19 protein-coding genes, 1 tRNA gene and 1 pseudogene are annotated in these 20,302 nt (G+C 35.3%); 3 read left to right on the top strand and 18 right to left on the bottom strand.

Features of this window, described 5'->3' with window-relative positions; all coding sequences use genetic code 11:
* Nucleotides 1-53: 53 nt before the first annotated feature.
* Both ANG_RS09560 and ANG_RS09565 read left to right on the top strand, forming a co-directional pair.
* Nucleotides 54-1,325, top strand: coding sequence for a replication-associated recombination protein A (locus ANG_RS09560; protein ID WP_003037622.1), 1,272 nt, complete (start codon nucleotides 54-56; stop codon nucleotides 1,323-1,325).
* A 272-nt stretch (nucleotides 1,326-1,597) separates the two neighbouring features.
* A tRNA-Lys gene (locus ANG_RS09565) sits at nucleotides 1,598-1,670 on the top strand.
* An 82-nt stretch (nucleotides 1,671-1,752) separates the two neighbouring features.
* On the opposite strand, the gene ANG_RS09570 is transcribed toward ANG_RS09565, so the two are convergent.
* From ANG_RS09570 to ANG_RS09610, 8 genes are all read right to left on the bottom strand, one after another.
* The gene (locus ANG_RS09570) at nucleotides 1,753-2,880 is read right to left on the bottom strand and encodes a site-specific integrase (RefSeq protein ID WP_025271965.1); all 1,128 of its coding nucleotides are present in this window, start codon (nucleotides 2,878-2,880) and stop codon (nucleotides 1,753-1,755) included.
* A 3-nt stretch (nucleotides 2,881-2,883) separates the two neighbouring features.
* Nucleotides 2,884-3,066, bottom strand: a complete 183-nt coding sequence (locus ANG_RS09575; protein WP_025271966.1) for a DUF3173 domain-containing protein — start codon at nucleotides 3,064-3,066, stop codon at nucleotides 2,884-2,886.
* Between the two features lie 21 nt (nucleotides 3,067-3,087).
* On the bottom strand, nucleotides 3,088-4,125 hold the full coding sequence (locus ANG_RS09580) for a replication initiation protein (protein WP_038677344.1): 1,038 nt from the start codon (nucleotides 4,123-4,125) through the stop codon (nucleotides 3,088-3,090).
* Nucleotides 4,126-4,259: 134 nt separating this feature from the next.
* Nucleotides 4,260-4,529: a hypothetical protein gene (locus tag ANG_RS09585; protein ID WP_025271967.1), complete on the bottom strand. Its 270-nt coding sequence runs from the start codon at nucleotides 4,527-4,529 to the stop codon at nucleotides 4,260-4,262.
* A gap of 217 nt (nucleotides 4,530-4,746) precedes the next feature.
* Nucleotides 4,747-6,078, bottom strand: coding sequence for an FtsK/SpoIIIE domain-containing protein (locus ANG_RS09590; RefSeq protein ID WP_025271968.1), 1,332 nt, complete (start codon nucleotides 6,076-6,078; stop codon nucleotides 4,747-4,749).
* A gap of 215 nt (nucleotides 6,079-6,293) precedes the next feature.
* Nucleotides 6,294-6,503 (bottom strand): hypothetical protein, encoded by a 210-nt coding sequence (locus ANG_RS09600; RefSeq protein WP_025271970.1) that lies wholly within the window; start codon nucleotides 6,501-6,503, stop codon nucleotides 6,294-6,296.
* A 63-nt stretch (nucleotides 6,504-6,566) separates the two neighbouring features.
* Nucleotides 6,567-6,884, bottom strand: a complete 318-nt coding sequence (locus ANG_RS09605; protein WP_025271971.1) for a hypothetical protein — start codon at nucleotides 6,882-6,884, stop codon at nucleotides 6,567-6,569.
* A 193-nt stretch (nucleotides 6,885-7,077) separates the two neighbouring features.
* Nucleotides 7,078-7,584, bottom strand: coding sequence for a hypothetical protein (locus ANG_RS09610; RefSeq protein WP_025271972.1), 507 nt, complete (start codon nucleotides 7,582-7,584; stop codon nucleotides 7,078-7,080).
* A gap of 596 nt (nucleotides 7,585-8,180) precedes the next feature.
* Here ANG_RS09610 and ANG_RS09615 point away from each other — a divergent pair.
* Nucleotides 8,181-8,696 (top strand): DUF308 domain-containing protein, encoded by a 516-nt coding sequence (locus tag ANG_RS09615; RefSeq protein ID WP_003037609.1) that lies wholly within the window; start codon nucleotides 8,181-8,183, stop codon nucleotides 8,694-8,696.
* A gap of 72 nt (nucleotides 8,697-8,768) precedes the next feature.
* Here ANG_RS09615 and ANG_RS09620 read toward each other — a convergent pair whose 3' ends face one another.
* The 10 genes and pseudogenes from ANG_RS09620 to ANG_RS09665 form a co-directional block, all read right to left on the bottom strand.
* Nucleotides 8,769-9,428: an HD domain-containing protein gene (locus ANG_RS09620; RefSeq protein ID WP_038677346.1), complete on the bottom strand. Its 660-nt coding sequence runs from the start codon at nucleotides 9,426-9,428 to the stop codon at nucleotides 8,769-8,771.
* Between the two features lie 89 nt (nucleotides 9,429-9,517).
* Entirely contained in the window at nucleotides 9,518-10,132 is a 615-nt protein-coding gene (locus ANG_RS09625; protein WP_038677347.1) for a deoxynucleoside kinase, read from the bottom strand.
* Nucleotides 10,133-10,318: 186 nt separating this feature from the next.
* A pseudogene (locus tag ANG_RS09630) lies at nucleotides 10,319-10,906 on the bottom strand (epoxyqueuosine reductase QueH); the annotation flags it as partial.
* Nucleotides 10,907-10,989: 83 nt separating this feature from the next.
* Complete coding sequence (locus ANG_RS09635; protein ID WP_003038722.1) at nucleotides 10,990-12,483, bottom strand: recombinase family protein; 1,494 nt, start codon at nucleotides 12,481-12,483, stop codon at nucleotides 10,990-10,992.
* A complete protein-coding gene (locus ANG_RS09640; RefSeq protein ID WP_025271975.1) occupies nucleotides 12,476-14,143 on the bottom strand; it encodes a recombinase family protein in 1,668 nt (555 codons plus the stop codon). The genes ANG_RS09635 and ANG_RS09640 overlap by 8 nt, the downstream gene beginning before the upstream one ends.
* Nucleotides 14,143-15,828 carry a recombinase family protein gene (locus ANG_RS09645; protein WP_002843660.1) on the bottom strand — a complete coding sequence of 562 codons (1,686 nt, stop codon included), beginning with the start codon at nucleotides 15,826-15,828 and terminating at the stop codon, nucleotides 14,143-14,145. Before ANG_RS09645 ends, ANG_RS09640 begins: the two co-directional genes overlap by 1 nt.
* A gap of 95 nt (nucleotides 15,829-15,923) precedes the next feature.
* A complete protein-coding gene (locus tag ANG_RS11220; RefSeq protein WP_002843633.1) occupies nucleotides 15,924-16,073 on the bottom strand; it encodes a hypothetical protein in 150 nt (49 codons plus the stop codon).
* Nucleotides 16,074-16,530: 457 nt separating this feature from the next.
* Nucleotides 16,531-16,941 carry a sigma-70 RNA polymerase sigma factor region 4 domain-containing protein gene (locus ANG_RS09655; protein WP_002843645.1) on the bottom strand — a complete coding sequence of 137 codons (411 nt, stop codon included), beginning with the start codon at nucleotides 16,939-16,941 and terminating at the stop codon, nucleotides 16,531-16,533.
* Between the two features lie 256 nt (nucleotides 16,942-17,197).
* Nucleotides 17,198-18,559: an MATE family efflux transporter gene (locus tag ANG_RS09660; protein WP_002843655.1), complete on the bottom strand. Its 1,362-nt coding sequence runs from the start codon at nucleotides 18,557-18,559 to the stop codon at nucleotides 17,198-17,200.
* A gap of 15 nt (nucleotides 18,560-18,574) precedes the next feature.
* Nucleotides 18,575-20,293, bottom strand: a complete 1,719-nt coding sequence (locus tag ANG_RS09665; protein WP_025271976.1) for an ABC transporter ATP-binding protein — start codon at nucleotides 20,291-20,293, stop codon at nucleotides 18,575-18,577.
* Nucleotides 20,294-20,302 lie beyond the last annotated feature (9 nt).

Here is a 20,302-nt window from a genome sequence, read left to right on the forward strand (position 1 = left end):
ATAGTAACATAAATCAGAACAGTTGAAAAGAATACCAGTAAGGAGGAAAACGTATGCCAGACAATTTAGCGATTCGCATGCGGCCTAAAAATATCAATCAGGTCATCGGTCAGAAACATCTGGTCGGTGAAGGAAAAATCATTCGTCGCATGGTGGAAGCCAATCGCCTGTCTTCCATGATTCTCTATGGTCCGCCAGGGATTGGCAAGACTTCAATTGCTTCGGCTATTGCCGGAACTACCAAATTTGCTTTTCGGACCTTTAATGCTACTGTTGATAGTAAGAAGCGTCTGCAAGAGATTGCGGAAGAAGCCAAATTCTCTGGTGGTTTGGTGCTGCTGTTAGACGAGATTCATCGCTTGGACAAGACCAAACAGGACTTCCTCCTACCGCTCTTAGAAAACGGTCTGGTCATCATGATTGGCGCCACAACAGAAAATCCCTTTTTCTCCGTCACTCCCGCTATTCGCAGCCGAGTACAGATTTTCGAGCTGGAGCCTCTGACAAATGATGATATTAAACAAGCCATTCAAACAGCCCTGACGGACACCGAACGAGGTTTTGATTTTCCTGTCCAGCTAGATGATGACGCTCTGGATTTCATTGCCACTTCCACGAACGGAGACTTGCGCTCAGCCTTTAATTCTCTAGATTTAGCAGTCCTCTCTACCTCAGCGGATCATGCAGGCGTTCGCCATATCACTCTGGATATTATGGAAAACAGCCTACAAAAAAGCTACATCACTATGGACAAAGACGGAGACGGTCACTATGACGTCCTGTCCGCTTTACAGAAGTCTATTCGCGGGTCTGATGTCAATGCCAGTCTCCATTATGCAGCTCGCTTGATTGAAGCTGGAGACCTTCCCAGTCTCGCACGACGTCTGACGGTCATCGCTTATGAGGACATTGGTCTGGCAAACCCCGATGCTCAGATTCATACAGTGACTGCACTTGAAGCCGCTCAGAAAATCGGCTTCCCCGAAGCTCGCATCCTCATTGCCAATATTGTCATTGACCTAGCGCTTTCTCCTAAGTCTAATTCTGCCATAGTAGCTATAGATAAAGCTCTTTCTGATTTGCGACAAAATGGAAACTTACCTATCCCCCGCCATCTACGAGACGGTCACTACGCTGGTAGCAAGGAGCTGGGAAATGCGCAGGATTACAAATATCCACATAACTATCCTGGTAATTGGGTGCAGCAAGACTACCTTCCTGAAAAAATTAAAAATGCCGATTATTTCACTCCGAACGAAAACGGGAAGTACGAACGAGCCCTTGGCATGACTAAAAATAAGATTGAACAACTCAAAAACCACTAAAAAATCGTGGTATCGTTTGCAAAAAATCAATTTTTTCTCTTGAATTTTTCAAAAATTGTGGTATCATAATTATAGAAACGCTGTGGTGTACGACTTCACACTTAAGTGTTGACCGACTATTTTTTGTATTATTAGGGAAACAAAAGACTTCTAACAGCTTGCAGGCCGTTTCACGCGGAAGCAGCTTCAGTTAGAGCGAGTTGCCCACCTGCTTAATTGCGCGGGTTCAATACAAATCGTGAAGGTCCGGCACCAATACAGCTTTTTCTGTTGCCTCCTTAGCTCAGTTGGTAGAGCAGTGGACTCTTAATCCATGGGTCACAGGTTCGAGCCCTGTAGGGGGCATAGAAATATAGAGGAAAAAGCCTTAATTTACAAGGCTTTTTTGCTTGTCTTGATAATATTTGCCGTGTAATTTGCCGTGAATTTACAACAAACTTTTTACAGCCATAAATTCCTCGCTTATCTTTTCCTCCAATGTATGACCATATACTTCTACCAGCATTGAAATATCTTTGTGACCTAAAATCTTAGCAATCACTCCCAAATCAATATTATTATGCCATAAATAACTACCGTAAGTATGCCTAGCTCCTTTAGTGGTAATGATGGGAAAAATATCAAGCTCCATCAGCATAACTTTAATAGCTTTGTTCACTGTCGCTATATCTGGCACAGCATGAGCATACCCATAATGTTGAAAGACTAGACTATCTTTATTTACAATGTTCAATGACTTATTTGCTTGAGCCTGTAATTTTTTTAGACTATTTAACAAATCAAGCATATCTGGAGTAATGGGCACTATTCTTACTGAAGTCTTATTTTTGGGAGGAGTAAACTTATGTATTGACGTATTATATCTACGATAAGTTTTCACCTGTACGTTTACTTCGTCTATATCATTCCAAGTCAAAGCAATCAACTCTGCAAATCTCATACCCGTTTTAAACAAGAAATAGATGATGTAAGGAACAATAGATCTGTCATAATCAAATTTTTCTCGTAAATAAGTTAACACTTTTTGATAATCATACTCTGTATGCAGATACTTCTCATCTACTGCCTGTCCGCTTTTGCTTGAAAACAACTCGACATAAGCAGTAAAATCTTCAATAACAACTTTATCAGCAATAGCCATCTGAATACTTGCCCGTATACTTGAATTAAGACGCCCCAGAAAATTTCTAGAAACCTTTTTACCGTAATCATTCATAATTTTCTGGTATTCACTGGGCTTAATTTTTGAAACAGGTTTATCTCCAAATAGCCTTTCGATGACCTTTTTTCTCATGATGTATTTCTTTTTTGTGACCTCACTTCTACTACTAGGTAAAATTTTTAAATCAAGCCATTCTTGATAAAGTTCCGATAAAGTCATATTAGAGCGCAAAACACTCCCAGTATTTAACTTATGAAGGACTTTCTCCGCTTCTATTTTAGCTTCTCTTTTTGTCTTGAATCCACTCCTATGGAGTAGACTCTTACTCCTCTCACGTATAGAGAACGACCAAAGCCTTTTCTTCCCACGCTGTTTATATTCAATATAAGCCATTTTTTACAAATCCATTCCTAACAACTCTTTTACAATGGATTTAGGGACTACCATTAATCGTTTACGTTCATAAAATGTATACCCTCTGGAGACAAGTATATCTCTAGCTTGATGAATAATAGCGTTAGCTGTTGATGGTCTATAACCCATGGAAATCAAATCCTTATTCGAAATCGTATCTTTCATACCGTTACCCTCTCATTATTCTTAGTTTATTGCTAACTTTGGAATATCGCCTTGTAACATAGAATTCATAAACTCAAAAAAATTTATCAAACAAGGCTCTTGATTAAAGATTTCAACAAAATCTAAAGCATTTTGAAAAAAAACATTTAAATTAACCTCAGATATACTTTCGGCAAGTTTTTTATATTTAGCTACCGTTCGTTTATCAGATTCTGCAAATAATTCAGGCTTATTACGAAGAGCAAAAAGATAAATCTTCTCATTAACACCTAAATTATTAAATTCTAAGCCTTTAAAATTTTCAATATACACTGGAATTTTAGCTAAAAATGGCAATCCATTTTTTAATTCCTTTTTTATGTTGCCTTCATTATAGAATTTATACTCAATTCTCCATAGATTATCGTATTGCTTATAAATTTCTATTTCAGCCATATCTCCACTATCCATACGTTCTTTAAGTTTGTTATAAGCGGTTAAATGATAATTACCTTTAGGAGCACCAAAATCCATAGTTTCAAGTTTCATGCCCTTATAAATAGGACGATACATTACTTTTGGCCAATTTACACGTAAAGCCGATAAATCCCGCTCAAAATCATAAGCTAAATGAAAAGTAGATATTGCAATGTTAGACATATACGGAAACAGTCTATGAAAAACAACTAAAAAATTCTTTTTTGAAATTTTAGAAGGAGTAAATTCAATCTTTAAAGGTCTTTTGTTCATCTTGATAGATGCAACGGGGGTATACTCTATGTACCAATTTTCTTTTCCATCATCAAAAAATTGCCCTTTATAACTAGATAGTTCACCATTTCTATTTAAATTTGGTTCAACTACACCAAAGTAATCATATAGGATAAAACTCCCGTTAAGAATCGCAGAATGAAATTCTTCGCTAACTTCAGCAGTTAAACTCAATTTGTCTAATTTCAGACCAATGAATCCATACTTCAAAGATACCTCCTCTTGAAATTTGGAGTAACTCTTATCAGACATTTGATGTATACTTATCGGGCTATTAGAGGGAGCCCGATTTAAAACTTCTCTATCCATGAAATTTCTCCTTCAAAAAACTAAAATTAAAACATTCTATAAATACTTAAATTTTAGGGTAAGACTGCCGTTCCACTGACCACGCCCTACTTGCCAGCAAAGCTGGCAGGCCCAGTCTTACCCTAAAATATAAATTATTTATTATTTAATTCCGCCATTTCAATTAATTCTTCAAAAGTTCCAATCTTTCTAGCTTGAATCACTTCATACTGAGCATTTTGACCAAATGAAGCATTATTAACAACTTCAACTTCATAAATGCCAGGAGATACAAAAATACCACTAAATCTTCCTTTATCAAAGTGCATACCAAGATCGCCCCAAGAATCACGTAAAGTGGCAATTTTCAACCAGCCTTTCTCTTTCTTAGTAGAGATAGCTAGAACAACAACAGTTTCTTTCATAGTTAAAATCCTTTCTTATTTAAAATAATATACAGTTATACAGCTTTTAACGTCAATCGCCCCCTATTAGTACTGGGGGGATTCTCTGACCTCCTGCTAAAGCAGTCGGTGGGCTCTTTCTCCCTAGCGAAAAGAGGAACGCTCCGCTCGATTCTGCCCCCTGGCAATCGTCCCTATTTCGCTAGTCCTAAAGACCTCATCTTTTTACATCAAATTTTTAGGACATTTGATTCGTTTCCTCCTCTAAATATAATTGTAGTTCGCTTATAAAATGAAATTGTTTGGTATCTAAGTAAGGGCTTTCCCAATATTGTGCGGTTCCCTTACCTGAACCTTGCATATAGAGATAGCCTGCTCCTTTTTCTTCAATAGGTTTTAACTTGTCAGGAGTAGCAGAACCAAACACCATGCGGTAGCCTTCGCTTGAATTTGCACCTAAGGCAATTCTCAAGCCGAGATTATCTCTTAAATCAGTATTCAACGTCTCTGAACGCATTTGCTGAGCAGAGATAAGAATAAATACTCCAGCTTGCCGACCCAATAGAATAATTTGCTTGATACCGTCCATGACTTCAGTAATAACTTCTTTTGATTTTTTATCTGTTCCTGAAGCTTGGAATGCTCCCATTTCGTCAAAAATGAGCCACACTGGTTTAAATCCATGGTCGGTAAAATTTGAGCCGTATTGAAAGTTATCACGCATATATTGATATCGTTCCCGGATTTCTTCAACTACTAACCGTACAACACGAGCGATATTGTTAAGAGTGGTTGCTACATATTTTTTTCCAAAGTAATGTGACAAGCTACCTAGATCAGAATTTTTAGGATCCGCTATATAGACAGTTGATTGACGTTTGAGAAATTCTAAAATTAGGAAAGATATAAAAACCGACTTTCCGCTTCCTGTACCTCCCGAAACTAAAATATGAGGGCATTTTACTGGGTTATAGACTATTCCGTACCCTAAGTCGATATCAAGATTGTTGATTACTTGCTTTTGATCGTGAGATTGTAGAATTAGCCTTTCTGGTTTTTTGTAGTAAAAGTGGTACTCTACAAAACTAGGGCGAATAATTTTTTCTTCCAGCTCTAGTTCTAGTGCCCCTGCAATTACGTCATCAAGCAACTGGACTTTTTTGGAGAACTCGTCCCCTGTGATAAGAGCTTTGACCAAAATATAACCTTCTTTTTTATTGAGGGCATATTCTAAAACAGCAGACCGAACAATTTTCTCATAACCCGTGCTGTTCTTAGCAGCAGTATAAAGTCGGTTGGTGTACAAAACCCACAACAATCGCTCGCGAATTAGCAAATAATTTTCAAGATTATATCTTAGTGATTTTAACTTTAAATGGAATTTATAAATTACATTTAAAATTAGCGCAATAAGTAAAGTTTTTATCAAATCAGAAAACCTAGTATTTGTTACAACAAAAATCGAAGCTATACCAAGGCTGAATAATAATGCCCAATGAAAACGTCTTAATCTTACACTCGATAAAAAGGAGCTTTTTGTGAGATCTGCTGTTTGCCTTATTTTAAACATTTAAACGCCCTTTATTTTATCTATAAACTCTTTTAGCAAATCATAGATTCCTATGAGCTTGATTTTTGTGAAATAGTAGGTAGAAATAAGCAGTGAAATACACCCAATAAAAAGGGAAACATTTGAAAGAAAATGCCCTTGAGGGAGCGTAAAAACTCCTATGCTAGCTAATATTACAAATATTAGAAAGAATACATATGTTTTAAAATTATCAGTCATTTTGATTTACCTATATTTTCAATGAACATTACAATAATTGCAGGAAGCTGAATTAACAGAACTGCAACAGAGAGCAACAGAGCACATTTAATAGATAGCCATGGTGTATAGGCTGTAAAATCTATGCCTTTTGCTGTGAAGCCAGCTAAAACGGAAATTATCGCTAATAGAACAAAGGACGTTGTTATCCAAAAGTAATTTTTCATTTTTTATATTCTCCATTTCTTTTTAATAATGAATGTAGGGGAGAAAAAATCTCCCTCACAGTTTTAAGATTCACTTACAGAGCTGTAAAAAGAAGTATTTCTATATCCTTGATAAACCGGTTCATTCATCAAGGAAAGTCGAGTTTTATCAGAAACACGATGTTTCTGCCGATTAAGAATAAGAATATTTTCTGCAATCTTTTTCAAAGTAGGCTCATTAATTTTAGCAAATGGTAAATTTCGCTTGAGGAACTCTCGTGATTCATCATCTAATATAAAGTCTACTGATACATTTGAATTAAAACTTTGTACTCGCTTAATTCCATTCTCATTCGGCATTTCCATATTTTCTTTGTCAAAAATTTCTTTAAAAGTTTTCATGTTTTCTCCATTTCTCTATCTTATTGTTGCAGCTAAAGTCAATATTCTTAATAAGTATTGGCGAAGCTCGTGCCCTCATTTTCTCTCCTTTTGTTTCTCTGTGTAACACTCGATAGAACTCGTTGTCCAAAAAATAAAGTGTATAACACTATAAAACTTTGTTAGTAAATAATAAAGATGAAACCCACCCTTATTATTTGTTATTCCTTTTTGCCTTAAACAATTCAATTTCCTCTATTTGTGAACGATAGTAAAGGTATATGAATATTTTTATAACATAGTTTAAATTGATTACTCTTTGCATAGATTCTGGTTTTAGTTTATATCTATAATCCTCTAACCCTTGCAACACGTCGCTAAATAGATAAAATCTTGGGGTAATCGTCCCAACTTCTTGCGAATAATCTACTTTTTGGCTTGCTATTTCTGCAAAGACTTGAGACCACTCAATCTCTTTTCTATCATCTTTCGCTTTTACAAAATAATAAGCAGCTTCCAAAATACTTCCACTTGAGACCATTATGGATAAAGTAGGAGAATATCCCTGAGAAAAATCTTCATATTCTTTCAATATTGACTCATACTTATCTATTAAAGAATTCTTTTCACTTTTCAGCTGTTCTTCCTTTAAGAAAATAAGCTCATTTATCCAGTATTTAGTTTCGTGAGCAACTCGAACCGTTTTATATTCTCGACTCATTTTCTCTCCTTTCTTTGTTCTATCGTATCTTACACTTTAATTCTATCATATGAAATACAGAAACGCAAGCAAAAAATTCAAAAAATTTTAAATCAACCTAAAACATTAAATCCCATCATCTAATTTTTGCCGTGAATTTGCCGTGCATTATACTGTTCCCAAACTCATATACCTACTTATAAAGCATGAAAAGCTCAGAAAATCAATAATCGTTGAGTGCTATATATTCTAATATACTTGTAGGGGGCATCTAATATTTACATACAAAAGCCTATCATATAGGCTTTTTCACTTACTCTCAACTATTTTTGCCCCATCATTTGCCCCACTTTTAAATCTATCTTTTCTTTTTGAATCAAATTACATCTTAACAAATAGTGTAAAGCCAGTTACTTTTGCTTTGATGCCATACAATATTTTCATGTAGAGAAGACAAATTTTATCTTCTCTTTTTATTTTCAAAATGATAAAAACTGATTTTCTTTTCATGAATCAGACTGAAACTTCCAAATTGTCCATTTATTTTATTGACATTTCCTATAAAAATATGTAAAATACTTTCATTATCAAACTATACTATATAGGGGGGTATTGAAATGAAATTTTCTAATCGTTTATTGCTATTCCTTGCAGGAGTTGTTTTTGTCCTTTTAGCACTTTTTCTATTTACAAACCCAGCAGCTAATCTTGTTGCTTACAGCTGGTGGATTGCATTTGGTTTACTGGTTGCTTCTATAGCAGCTATTTTAGGCTATTTCTCTGTACCAAAAGAGCTTCGCTCACCAGTTTATCTTTTCCAAGGGATTGTTAATCTTCTCTTAGCTCTTTACCTCGTTGCCTATGGCTTTGTGACCCTGCCGGTTGTCATTCCAACTGTTTTAGGAATTTGGTTAATTGTAGAAGCCATTATAGCTTTCTTTAAAGGCAATCGTCTGGGATTGATTTTCCCTATTATTGGCAACCATATCATGTGGATAGCGTTGCTTGCATTTTTACTAGGTCTAGCGATTCTGTTCAATCCAGTAGCTACAAGTGTCTTTGTCGTTTATGTCGTTGCCTTTGCATTTTTAGTTGCTGGCTTTACCTACATCATTGATGCTTTTCGTAAATAATCTAGTTGCTATTTCTATCGCATTCAAAAAAGCTGGGAAATCATATTCTCAGCTTTTTCGTATCTTTAATTGTCACTTTTTCGCATCCCATTCTGCGTAGAATTGCTCTAGGTATTCTTCCAAAAAGCGATGCCTGCCCATGGCTAATTGCTTGGCATAATTTGTATTCATCAAATCTTTTAACTTCAACAACTTTTCATAAAAATGTAGAATTGCTGTTCCTTTATTGCTTCGATATTCTTCTACCGTCATATCTTCTCGCGGTCGCAAGGCAGGGTCATGAATGGGTCTGCCCGTATATCCAGAATAAGCCATAGCTCGCGCTATTCCAATCGCTCCAATCGCATCCAAACGGTCAGCGTCTTGAACAATTTTCCCCTCCAAAGTGCTAACATTCTTCTGTTGATGATCACCTTTAAATGACATTGTTGAAACAATCTCTAACACATGAGCTATTTCCGCCTCTGAAGCCTGATGATTCTGTAGCCATTGCTCAACCTTTTGCAAGCCCACTTCTTCACTCTCATTTAACTTCCCGTCAGCTATATCATGTAGTAAGGCAGCTAGCTCACAAATAAAAACATCTGCTCGTTCTTGTTTGGCAATTTCTACAGCAATATTTGTGACACGTACAATATGCCACCAATCATGTCCGCTTGTTTCGTCTTTCAGTTCAGCATAAGCAAAATCTCTAGCTTCTTGAAGAATTTTCGTTTGTCGATCAGTTATCATCTGTCTCTCTTTTTTATTGATGTATACAAAAATCTCGAAGCTATTTCGAAACTTTCTTGATTAGACTCATTTTTCAAGCCCAATCGTTTTCATTTTTGTTGAATTTGTTGGTAGACGTGATTCCAGTCATTTGGATTTGCAATATCTAAATCATCCGTTGCAATTCTCATTTTAGGACTGTAGTTGTAATCCTCATACCAATTTTGATAATGCTTATAAAGCAGTTGGTAGTAGTCAGCTAGTCCATTTTCTTCATTTGGTTGCTCATAATTGCGACCGCGTTTTTTGATATTGTTCATAATATGGTCGAAACTACCATCTAAATAAATCAACAAATCTGGCGCTTTCTTAGGCAGACCTTGGATTTCTTCCATCATATTGTCCAAAAGTTCCAAGTAGATATCATACTCTTGCTCACTGATACTTCCCTTGAGTGTATTGATATAAGTAAACAAAGCGTCTTCATAAATAGAACGATCTAGAATGTTATTGTCATCATGATAGGCCGCTTTAATCATTTTAAAGCGTTTGTTTAGAAAGTAAATCTGCAAAGCAAAACCATATTTATCAGGGTCTTCATAATATTTATCCAAAATAGGATTTTCTTCTACCGGTTCAAAAAATGGCTGCGTTCCTAATTCCTCGGCTAATCGATAAGTGTAAGTCGTCTTACCTACCCCAATCATGCCCGCTAAAATAATCACTATCTTCCTGCACCTCCCAAATCTATCCAATATCAGGTTATCAGCCTCAGCCTAACCACCATATATTGTGCCAAAGAAGATGATAACACAATATATTGATGACGTCAAGATATAAAACTTCTAAATGTATAAACAAAAATAACCTTGTACAAAGAAGCACGATTAGCTTCAATACAAGCGTTATTTTTAGGATTCTCCATTCGTGACAGTAAATTTAATATGCGAATAATCTTTTTCTAAATCTTTCCCTTTCAAAAAAGCTGTCGCATCTTTTTTAATCTGAACGAGGTCAATTCCTTGCGCCTGTGCTGCAAATACACAACCACAATAGCATTGGCGATAAATGTCGTACTCCTCGCACATTTCGACCGATCGCTTATAGCCCTGATTTTTCTTAAAATCACTCGGAAGATACTGGGTTGCATAGACTTTCTGTACTTCAATTCCAACGCTATTGATTGTCTGCGAATTTTTATGAGGGCTGATTGTCAAGGCACTTCCAAAATAGTCAAATCCCAAATCAACCGCCACTTGTGCCGTTTTATCCAAGCGATAATCATAACAGACTTTACAACGATCGCCACCCTCCGGCTCTTCTTCCAAACCGTGTACTGTTCGGAAAAATTCTTGCGGCTCATAGGGGGCTTCTAAATATTGAACATGATTACCAGTATTTTCATTGAAATCGTGAACAAATTTTTGGGCAACATAGGCACGGCGTTGGTATTCTGCTTTGGGGTGAATATTTGAATTGGCAAAATAAACCGTCACATCCCTCTCGTGTCAAGCGAATGACACAAAATATATTGTCTATTTTTAGACAACAAAAGAGAGTGATTTCTCACTCCCTCTTGCGTCTATTTCCATATGATTTTCTGAACAATGCTTCCCTCACATAGGACAGAGTCAATATACTTTTCCATTAGCTCCCTTGTAAGCTCATTATCCTTAACTACCTCATCTTGTTTAGAAAGTTCCGCTATTCTTTCCGATAGGCTTTCAAGTGCTTTGTCGATACTCTTTTTACTTTCTATGAATTTGAGCTTTGTCATCTTGCCGAGTTTGTATTTTTCAAAGTCTGAAGTCTTTTTAGCTTCAAGTCTTTCGACTTGTTTTTCCAAATCTTTAACGCTTATCTTATCCTTTTGCTCAGCTTTAACCTCACCATATTTTTCTTTAATAAGAGCTAAAACCTGCTCTTCAAGTTTCTCCGCTCTTGAATTCTTATGTTCCACATTGTTGCATTTGCAAATTCTACAATGAAAATACTTGTGTACCCTCACGCTTCCATCAAGCCTCGGTCTTTTCGACTGAACAAATCCCAATATATGATTACAAGTAGGGCATTTAGCAAATCCTTGAAGTGGTGAATGCTGTCTCCAAGGATAATCAGTATTCTTACCTTTAATAAAGCGTCTGCTTTCTTTTATGGCTTGAACCTTATCAAATTCTTCCTGAGAGATAATAGCTTCATGATGGTTATGCACCCTGCCCCATTCCTCTTTTGGATGGAATTTGAAGCTTCTGGGTGTCAACACTGATTTTTCTTGCATATTGAAGACATAAGTACCTGTGTAATTTTCGTTTGAGAGCATATCCGTTACAGTTCCGTTTGTCCAAGTAGGATTCTTTCTGTTTTCAGAAGATACGATGTTATACTCGTAGTCCATATTGGTAAGTTCTTTTTTACGCTCATTCGGTGTAGGTATATTCTCAGCATTCATTACGGCTGCAATCTTTCTTGTAGCCATTCCGCTTAAAGCTAAGTCAAATACTTTTCTGACTATCCAAGAAGTTTTTTCATCAATGATGATATTGTACTTATCAACCGGATCTTTCATATAGCCAAGTGGCGGACTCCAAGCAAGGAATTTCCCTTGCTTTTTTAGTTCCGTTGAAACCGACTTAATCTTCTGCGAAATATCCTTTGTATAGAAATCATAGAGCAACCCCTTAAACTGAATATCAAGGTCTGTTCCATTTCCTTTTTCTTTCGCACTGTCATATCCGTCATTTATGGCTATAAATCTTATGCCAAGAAATGGAAAGATATTTTCAAGGTAATCACCAAGAGCAATATAGTCTCTCATAAACCTTGAAAGGTCTTTTACGATGATTGCGTTAATCTTTCCGGACTTTACTTCCTCAAGCATTCTTTGAAAAGAAGGACGCTTTTCATTTGTTCCGGTATAGCCGTCATCAATATATTCTTCTCTTTGAAAAGACTTAAACTCTTCATTTCTATTGAGATAGTCATTCAGATATTGCCTTTGATTGATGATACTCTCGCTTTCGTCTTTCTTCATCTGATCTTCTACGGAAAGTCTGATATAAAGGGCTATCTTACTCACTTTCTACACCTCCCATCAGCATATCCATATTAAATTTGAAAATCACCTCGAAATCGTGATTGGCATAAACGATTATCTTTTCTACAAGGCTGTGAATTAAATCGCCTGAAAGCTTTTCAATTCCCTTTGCTGAAAATACATCCCTTATCCATTTAAGTGATTTTCTCTTTTCCTTTTCAAGCTCTTTTGCCTTGTTTTCAAGAGCTATTACTTCATTGTTAATTGTGGCTATATGACTTAGAGCAATTTCTCTTTTCAGTGAATAAAGCTCCCTGTCAATCTTTCCAAGGCTATATTCCTCATACGCCTTTTGAATGAACAGCTCTTCTTTCAATACCTTATCATTCAGCTTCTGGGTATCTTTTGTGGCAAGGGAAAGCCCCTCATCAAATCTCAAAGACACTCTTTCAATAAACTTTTTCTTACTTGTAGCTTTTGTAATAAACTCGGATACCTTATCACTGATAGCCTTATCTAAATCTCTTTCCATGACGAAGACACTTTTTTCTTTTTCAAGTGTTCCCGTATAGGTGTCATTTTGAAAAGAATAGTAAAGTCTATCCTGATTTTTACCATATATTCTTGTTCTTCTGAAAAGCTCTTTGCCGGTGTTATTGTTGAAAACCAAGCCCTTATATCTATTTTCATAATCTCTTTCAAAGTCGTGCATTTTAGCAGCGAAACGATGATTTTCAAGTCTTTGTTTTCTACCCTCAAGCACCTTTTCAAAATCTTCTTTTGAGATAATAGGCTCGTGAGCATTTTCAAATACTATCTGCTCATTTTCCTCTACAAAATGCTGTTTTACACCCTTTGCAAGATTTTGCTGTCTTACTCCCTGCACCAATGTGCCTGTATAGGCTCTGTTTGTTAGGATTTTAGAAATAGTAGACTTATGCCACTGCGGTTCTCCGTCAAGCCTGTAAACTCTTCCGGTCTTATAGTAAACCATACCTGTGGCATATCCTTTTCTATTAAGGTATCTTGCAACTTCATACTGACTATTACCCTCAAGTGTTAAGCGGAACATCTCTTCTACGATGAAGCGAACTTTTTCATCTATCTCTAATTTCTGTCCCTCTTTCAGCTTTACAACCTTATATCCGTAAGGAGGAACAGTACCGATAAAATATCCGTTTTTTGCTCTGTTATGCTTACTTGTTTTTATCTTGACGGAAATATCTTTGGCATACATATCGTTGACGATATTTTTCAGCGTTACCTCAAATGACTTTTTAGAGTCCAAGTCCTTTACAGTATCCACCTTGTCATTAACCGAGATAAATCTAACACCTAAAAACGGAAATACTTTATCAATCAGTCTTCCCATTTCAAGATATTCTCTGCCAAGTCTTGATAAGTCCCTTATGATAATACAGTTTATCTTTCTATCCTTAATATCCTGCATCATCTCCTGAAACTGAGGTCTTTCAAAATTTGTTCCACTATATTCATAGTCTGTATATGTGTTTAAGACCTTAATGTTTTCTTTTAAGGCATATTCTTTACAACAAAGCAGCTGTGTTTCAATGGAAGAAGATTTCTCTCTCCATTCTTCTTTTCTTTCAGATGACAGTCTTGTGTAAATACCTGCTTTATAAAATACCTTTTCTGTACTATCCTCAGCCTTTTGAATGTATCTTTTGGAAGTCCTTGCCATTAGCAAACACCTCCCACCGCAAGTTTTGGCATATTCATTTCTAAGGCTTCGCCATAAGCTCTGCCTATGGTAAATACTTTCACCTTATTTTCATCTGAAGCCTTAAACTCGCATTTTTCACTGTCTAAAATTGCCTGCATTAGATTTACTGTATCCATATTATTAAAGACAAAGTTTATGGCGTTATCTTCGCCAATCTCTATGCGGTCAATGAAAGACACCAAGGATAATCTATTCAGCGTACCCTCTTCTACATTAGGAATAATATCGGAAACAAAACTACCCTTATCTTTAATTTTTTCTTTTAATTCTTCTATCGTTTTTTGCTTTGTAATAATCTGTTTCTCAATCTCCCTAATCTTAAGAAGATAATTTTTTCTAAATCTCTCAAACTCTTCTGTGGTAATAAGCTCTTCTTCCAGGTCCATATAAAGAGAGCCTCTAAGCCTTTCATACTTTTTCTTTTCCGCATTTAAGGAGTCGAAATCAGCCTTGATTGTGAGCTTAGAAATATCAATCTTACTTACCTTTTTAAGAAGCTCATTATATTTTGAAAGATAATCATTAAGAGCATGAATGGTAGCACCTATTACATAATCTTCTTTAACGCTATGCCTTGTGCATTCGCCCTTGATGTTATATTCGGAGCATATATAAAAGATGTTGTAGCCGTCTTTTGACTTGACCTTTCGTCTAATCATCGGGCTGCCGCAATCTTTACAGTAAAGCATTCCAGACAGAATACTCGGATTTTCTTTTGAAGCTTTTACATCTCGAAGCAGCATTTTATTTGCCAGTGCAAATACGGATTTGGAAACAATGCTTTCGTGAGCATTTTCTATTATGATCCAGTCATCCTTTGCTACATCGACTTCTCTTTTGGATTTGTAATTGAGCTTTGCCGTCTTGCCTTGTTCTAAAACGCCAATATATACCTTATTGGTGATGACCCTGTTGACCATCTTAGCATCCCACTTGGCATCTTTTACGATAAAGCCCGTGTTAAAGTTATCGCCTTTATTCTCCTTGTGCCTGGACGGTGTAACCGTACCTATGCTGTTTAGAAAATCAGCGATTGCTTTTGAGGAATATCCCTCAATTTTCATATCAAAAATACGGCTGACAATATGAGAAACCTCCGTGTCAACCACAAGCTTATGCTTATTCTTACTGTCTTTCTTATAACCGAATGGAGCGAAAGAGCCGATAAATTCTCCGTTTTTCCTTTTGACCTCCTTAGATGATTTTACTTTCATAGAAATATCACGGCAGTAACTGTCGTTGATAAAATTTCTAATAGGAAGTATCAGGTGGGTATCGCTCACATCAGCGTTGTCGCTGTCGTAATTATCATTTACGGAAATAAAGCGTACACCTTTTTCGGGAAATATCTTTTGTAAGTATTTGCCGGACTCGATATAATCTCTACCGAAACGGGATAAGTCTTTTACGATAATTATCTTAAACTTACCTGCGTTTAAGTCTTCAATCATATTCTTGAAGTTCGGTCTGTCAAAATTAGAACCGCTAAAGCCGTCATCTACATATTCATTAGATATGGTAATGCCGTTTTCCTTAGCGTAAGACTTGATGATTTGTCTTTGATTTGAAATAGAATTACTTTCTGAAATATCCCCGTCTTCTCTTGAAAGACGAAGATACATACAAGCGATATTATTGTTCATAAGAACCCTCCTAAAATTTTATTTTGGCAAATAGTCATTTAGGAAGATTGCTTCTACCGCTTATATTGTACCGCACCTGGATTTTTATGTCAGCCCTATAGTTTTATGACCGACCTTAAAAGGTGCATTTCAATAATATCCAGCAAATCAAGCTTTTCGCTCTTGCTGCTTGAGTAGGTTATCTTCTTCTCATAATTTTTCTCTATTTGCTTTTTATCTTCATTTTTCTTGTTTTCATTTTTCATGATCATAACCTCGCATTTAATCGAATATAAGTTTTTTGACATTGGTAGGTGCTTGGCAGCAACATAGGAATCTCACCTCCGCCTCTTATTCCAGACGAGCCGGCTTAAACTATTGAAGTATCATTATCACTACTTGTTTCAACGAACAGATTGCCACATCTGTTTTTATGTATTCTTATTTATCGCTCGCTTTCTTGTTTCCTTGATTTATCAGTATTCATAAAACCAAAATTTCTTTCAGCAGAAAGGTCATGGCGTAAGTCATAATTCTCCACAAGTAGATAAAGTCCTACCTTGGTCTATTCAGTTGTCAAAGAGCAATATTTGAAAGGGATTGTTTTCTTTACATTTTCCTATTTGCCATAAGCAGGCACATCTCTTACTCAAGAAAGTAAAGGAGGTCAAACTCCCCTTCACTTTACATAAGGAAAATTTGACCCCTTTGGTTACCAAAGTTTTAAAGTTCTTCGATAAATTTTTTCAACTTTTCAAGAATTTTGTTTCTTCTTTTGATTAAAGCCGGATGTGTAATACTTTTGAGCTTTGCCACTGAACGAACCGTTTCATCATTGAAATACAGTCTTTCGATAATATCTCTTTCTTCTGCATTAAGTCTTGATATAGCACTTCTGACTGCTTCAATCATCATCTGTGTTTCAACAATCTTTTCTACATCAACACTTTCATCAACAATATTATCTACAAAATGTCCATCATGATCCATTGAAGAAAAAAAGAGCAAGTGGTTTTTCTTGTCCACCTGCTCTAAATACTTTTCGTGTTCTTTTTCTCGCCAGTAGACTTTATATATCTGCTCGCTGACTTTAACCTTTTGCCCGTTTACATAAAGGTAATATTCTTTTGGCATTTTATTTCCTCCATTTCTTTTTGTCTACGTTTTTAGACAAAAAAAGGAGGACTTCTGCACATAGGCATAATAAGTCCTCTGAAATGAAAGAAACTTTCTCTTTCTCTATATTTTAAATTTGATTGTTTATGATAATTACCAGTATCAAAAAGGGCTATTGTTTTTTTCTATATGAATAACCGACCCTACATAACACATAGTAATTACCTCCACTATTTAATCCATTTTTCTTTTACCTCACCTTTAAAAATACGCATTAAATCACTCCTACTTTTTCAGAATTCTTTTTTCTACTTATCGTTCTATGCACACTTATGGCAAATGGTATTGTTATAAGCGTTGTTATGAAATCCGAAACGGCTTGAGCGTATATAACACCGTTTAATCCGATAAACTGGGGCAAAACCAGAATTATAGGAATAAATACGATTCCTTGTCTACAAATATTCAAAAAGCCTCCCTCAAGGGCTTTGCCCATTGAAAGATACAATGTAGAGTAAGTAAATTGAAATCCAAATGTAACAAACATTATTACACCTGCCCTTAATGCAGGAACCGCAATTTTTAGAACATCATCACCAGTTCCGAATATTGATAATATACTTGGTGCAAAAATATAAATAATAGCAGTCCAAGCTACACAAAAAATGTTAGTCCATTTTATACAGCATTTAATTGCCTCATCTAATCTTGTATAATTTTTCGCTCCGTAATTAAAACCTGCTAACGGTTGTAATCCTTTCATATATCCAAATACTACATTTGTTCCTAATGTAACAATTCTGAGAACTATTCCCATAGCCGCAATTGCTTCTTCTCCATATAATGATGCAGACGAAGATATTTTACTGATAGATATACTTGAAAACACCTGTAGTAGAAACATAGAAATTCCTACTTTTAGAATTTCTTTATAGATACCGGATGTAGGCTTAAAATTAATTAGTCTTATTTCAAGAAAACTTTTCCCTCCTTTGAAATAAAACAGATACATTAAACCTGTTACCAATTGGGAAATTAAAGTTGCAATAGCAGCTCCTTTTACACCTAAATCAAACTTATAAATAAAAACTGGATCTAAAATCATATTAAGTACGGAGCCTACAATCATTGCTTTCAAAGAAACTTTAGCCGCTCCTTGTGATACTGCTATATTTCCTGAAGTTACATTTATTGTGCTAAATATTGCACTTGCGATAAATATACCAGCATATATCTTTGCCATATCCATAATCGAAGGAATAGCACCCATGAATTTTAGAACTTCAGTTAAGAACAGAAATAAAAGCACTCCTACTGTCAAACCGATAACAGCACTTGAAAACATTGACACTGTTGCGACAGTATCTGCTTCTTTCTTATTTTTTCCTCCTAACAAACGAGAAATATATGAACCTGCTCCCGCACCAAAAGTTAAACCTATTCCGGAAAATATTAATGAAATAGGAAATGCAACGGATACAGCAGCAACTGCTTGTTTTCCCAAACCAGATACAAAATATGTATCCACGACATTATATAATGCCATCACCAACATACTTATAACCATTGGCATTCCAAGTTTAAAGAGTGCCTTTGTTATATTTTCTTCGCTCATAATTTTTACTTTATCGTTCACTTTATACTCCCTTCATCAGTCTTTTTTCGATTCTATTTGTTTTGTTATCATCTTGTAATAATGACCCTTTTTCTCAAATAATTCTGCATGATTTCCAATCTCTTCTATTTTTCCTTTATTCAGCAAAATGATTTGATCTGCATTTTTTATCGTATGAAGTCTGTGTGCAATAACAAACACTGTTTTTCCTTTTATTAAATGCTCAAAGGCTTTGTTAATCTTCATTTCATTATCCGCATCTAATGATGCTGTGAATTCATCTAATAGTAATATTGGAGCATTTTTCAAAATAGCTCTGGCAATACTAATTCTTTGCTTTTCACCTCCAGAAAGAGATGTTCCTCCTTCAGCGACTTTCGTATTATAGCTCTCCGGCAATGAAGTGATAAAATCATGACAACAAGCTATTTTTGAAGCCTCTATTACATCGTCATAACTTGCATTCGGATTTCCTATCAGAATATTGTTAAATATAGTATCTGATAGCAAAATATTTTCTTGGAACACAGCTCCAACTGAAGCTAATAAACTATCAGGATTGATATTTTTAATATTCTTATTGCCAATTAAAATTTCTCCATTTGTTACATCCCAAAATCTTGCAACTAAATTCATTATTGTACTTTTCCCTGCCCCAGATTCTCCAATTAGAGCTGTTACACTTCCCTCATTTGCCGTAAAACTTATATTATGCAATACCTCTTTATTATCATCGTATGAGAAATAAACATCTTTAAATTCCACAGAATAACTACATATTTCATCTTCCTTATTATCGAAATCAAATGTTTTATACTTCATAACTTCATCCAAATTATTGGAAGCAATTTTCAGGTTTTTTAGCATAATATAGTATCTTTCAAATGAGCTTAAAATCCCTGACAAAGCAATTCCCATAACCATGAAAGCGATAAGTGATTCTCCTTTAAAATCTCCTTCTAAAAACAAATAACCCCCACCCAACAGAGTCATTGGGATTATGAAATTCACTAATGAAGCATATAGTGCTGTCGGTAGTGCCAACTTCATTTCAGTGCTAATGCCATTTTTTCTCACTAAATCCATATTGTTTTTTAATCTCTCGAAATTTGATGCCTGCATATTATATGCTCTGAAAACCTTAATACCGCCTATATATTCCAATACAGTGGAAATCATAGTTTCATTTATCCTTCGTTTATCTATCTCCAGTGTTTTAGCTGTTTTTTCTCCAAAGATTAAGATAGGAATGGAAAGAAAAATCACAAAGCATTCTGCCAGAGCCAGTTTATAATTGATAAAAAATGTACCAATTATCAGGAATATACACATCGTTGCCATTTTTATTAAGAATGGCAATGTGTGTGAAAGCAATCCTTCAAAGCTTGTTAAATCATTTGTCAAAGTATTGATTAAATATCCTTTACTATTTTTATTAAAGTATCCTAAACTTAATTTTCTAAAATGATTAGCTAATTTAATTCTCAATTCCCCTGTAATCTCAAAAGAATTTTCAAAAGACATTAAGTAACTTTTTCTATATGCTAAAACTCTCAGTATCACAGCCACCAGACATACAACAGTATATTTGACTACGCCGTTCATATTTAATGTTCCGTTAAAAATATCAATAATCGTCAAATACAAAATAAAATATGTCACCATACTTCCTAAGCTGTCTAAGCACATAAGAAATATAGGGAAATACAGTTTTCCAAAATTTTTTCCTATCAATTTTTTTATATCTTTAACCATACTATCCCC

Source organism: Streptococcus anginosus subsp. whileyi MAS624 (genome assembly GCF_000478925.1).
GTDB classification, from domain to species: domain Bacteria; phylum Bacillota; class Bacilli; order Lactobacillales; family Streptococcaceae; genus Streptococcus; species Streptococcus whileyi.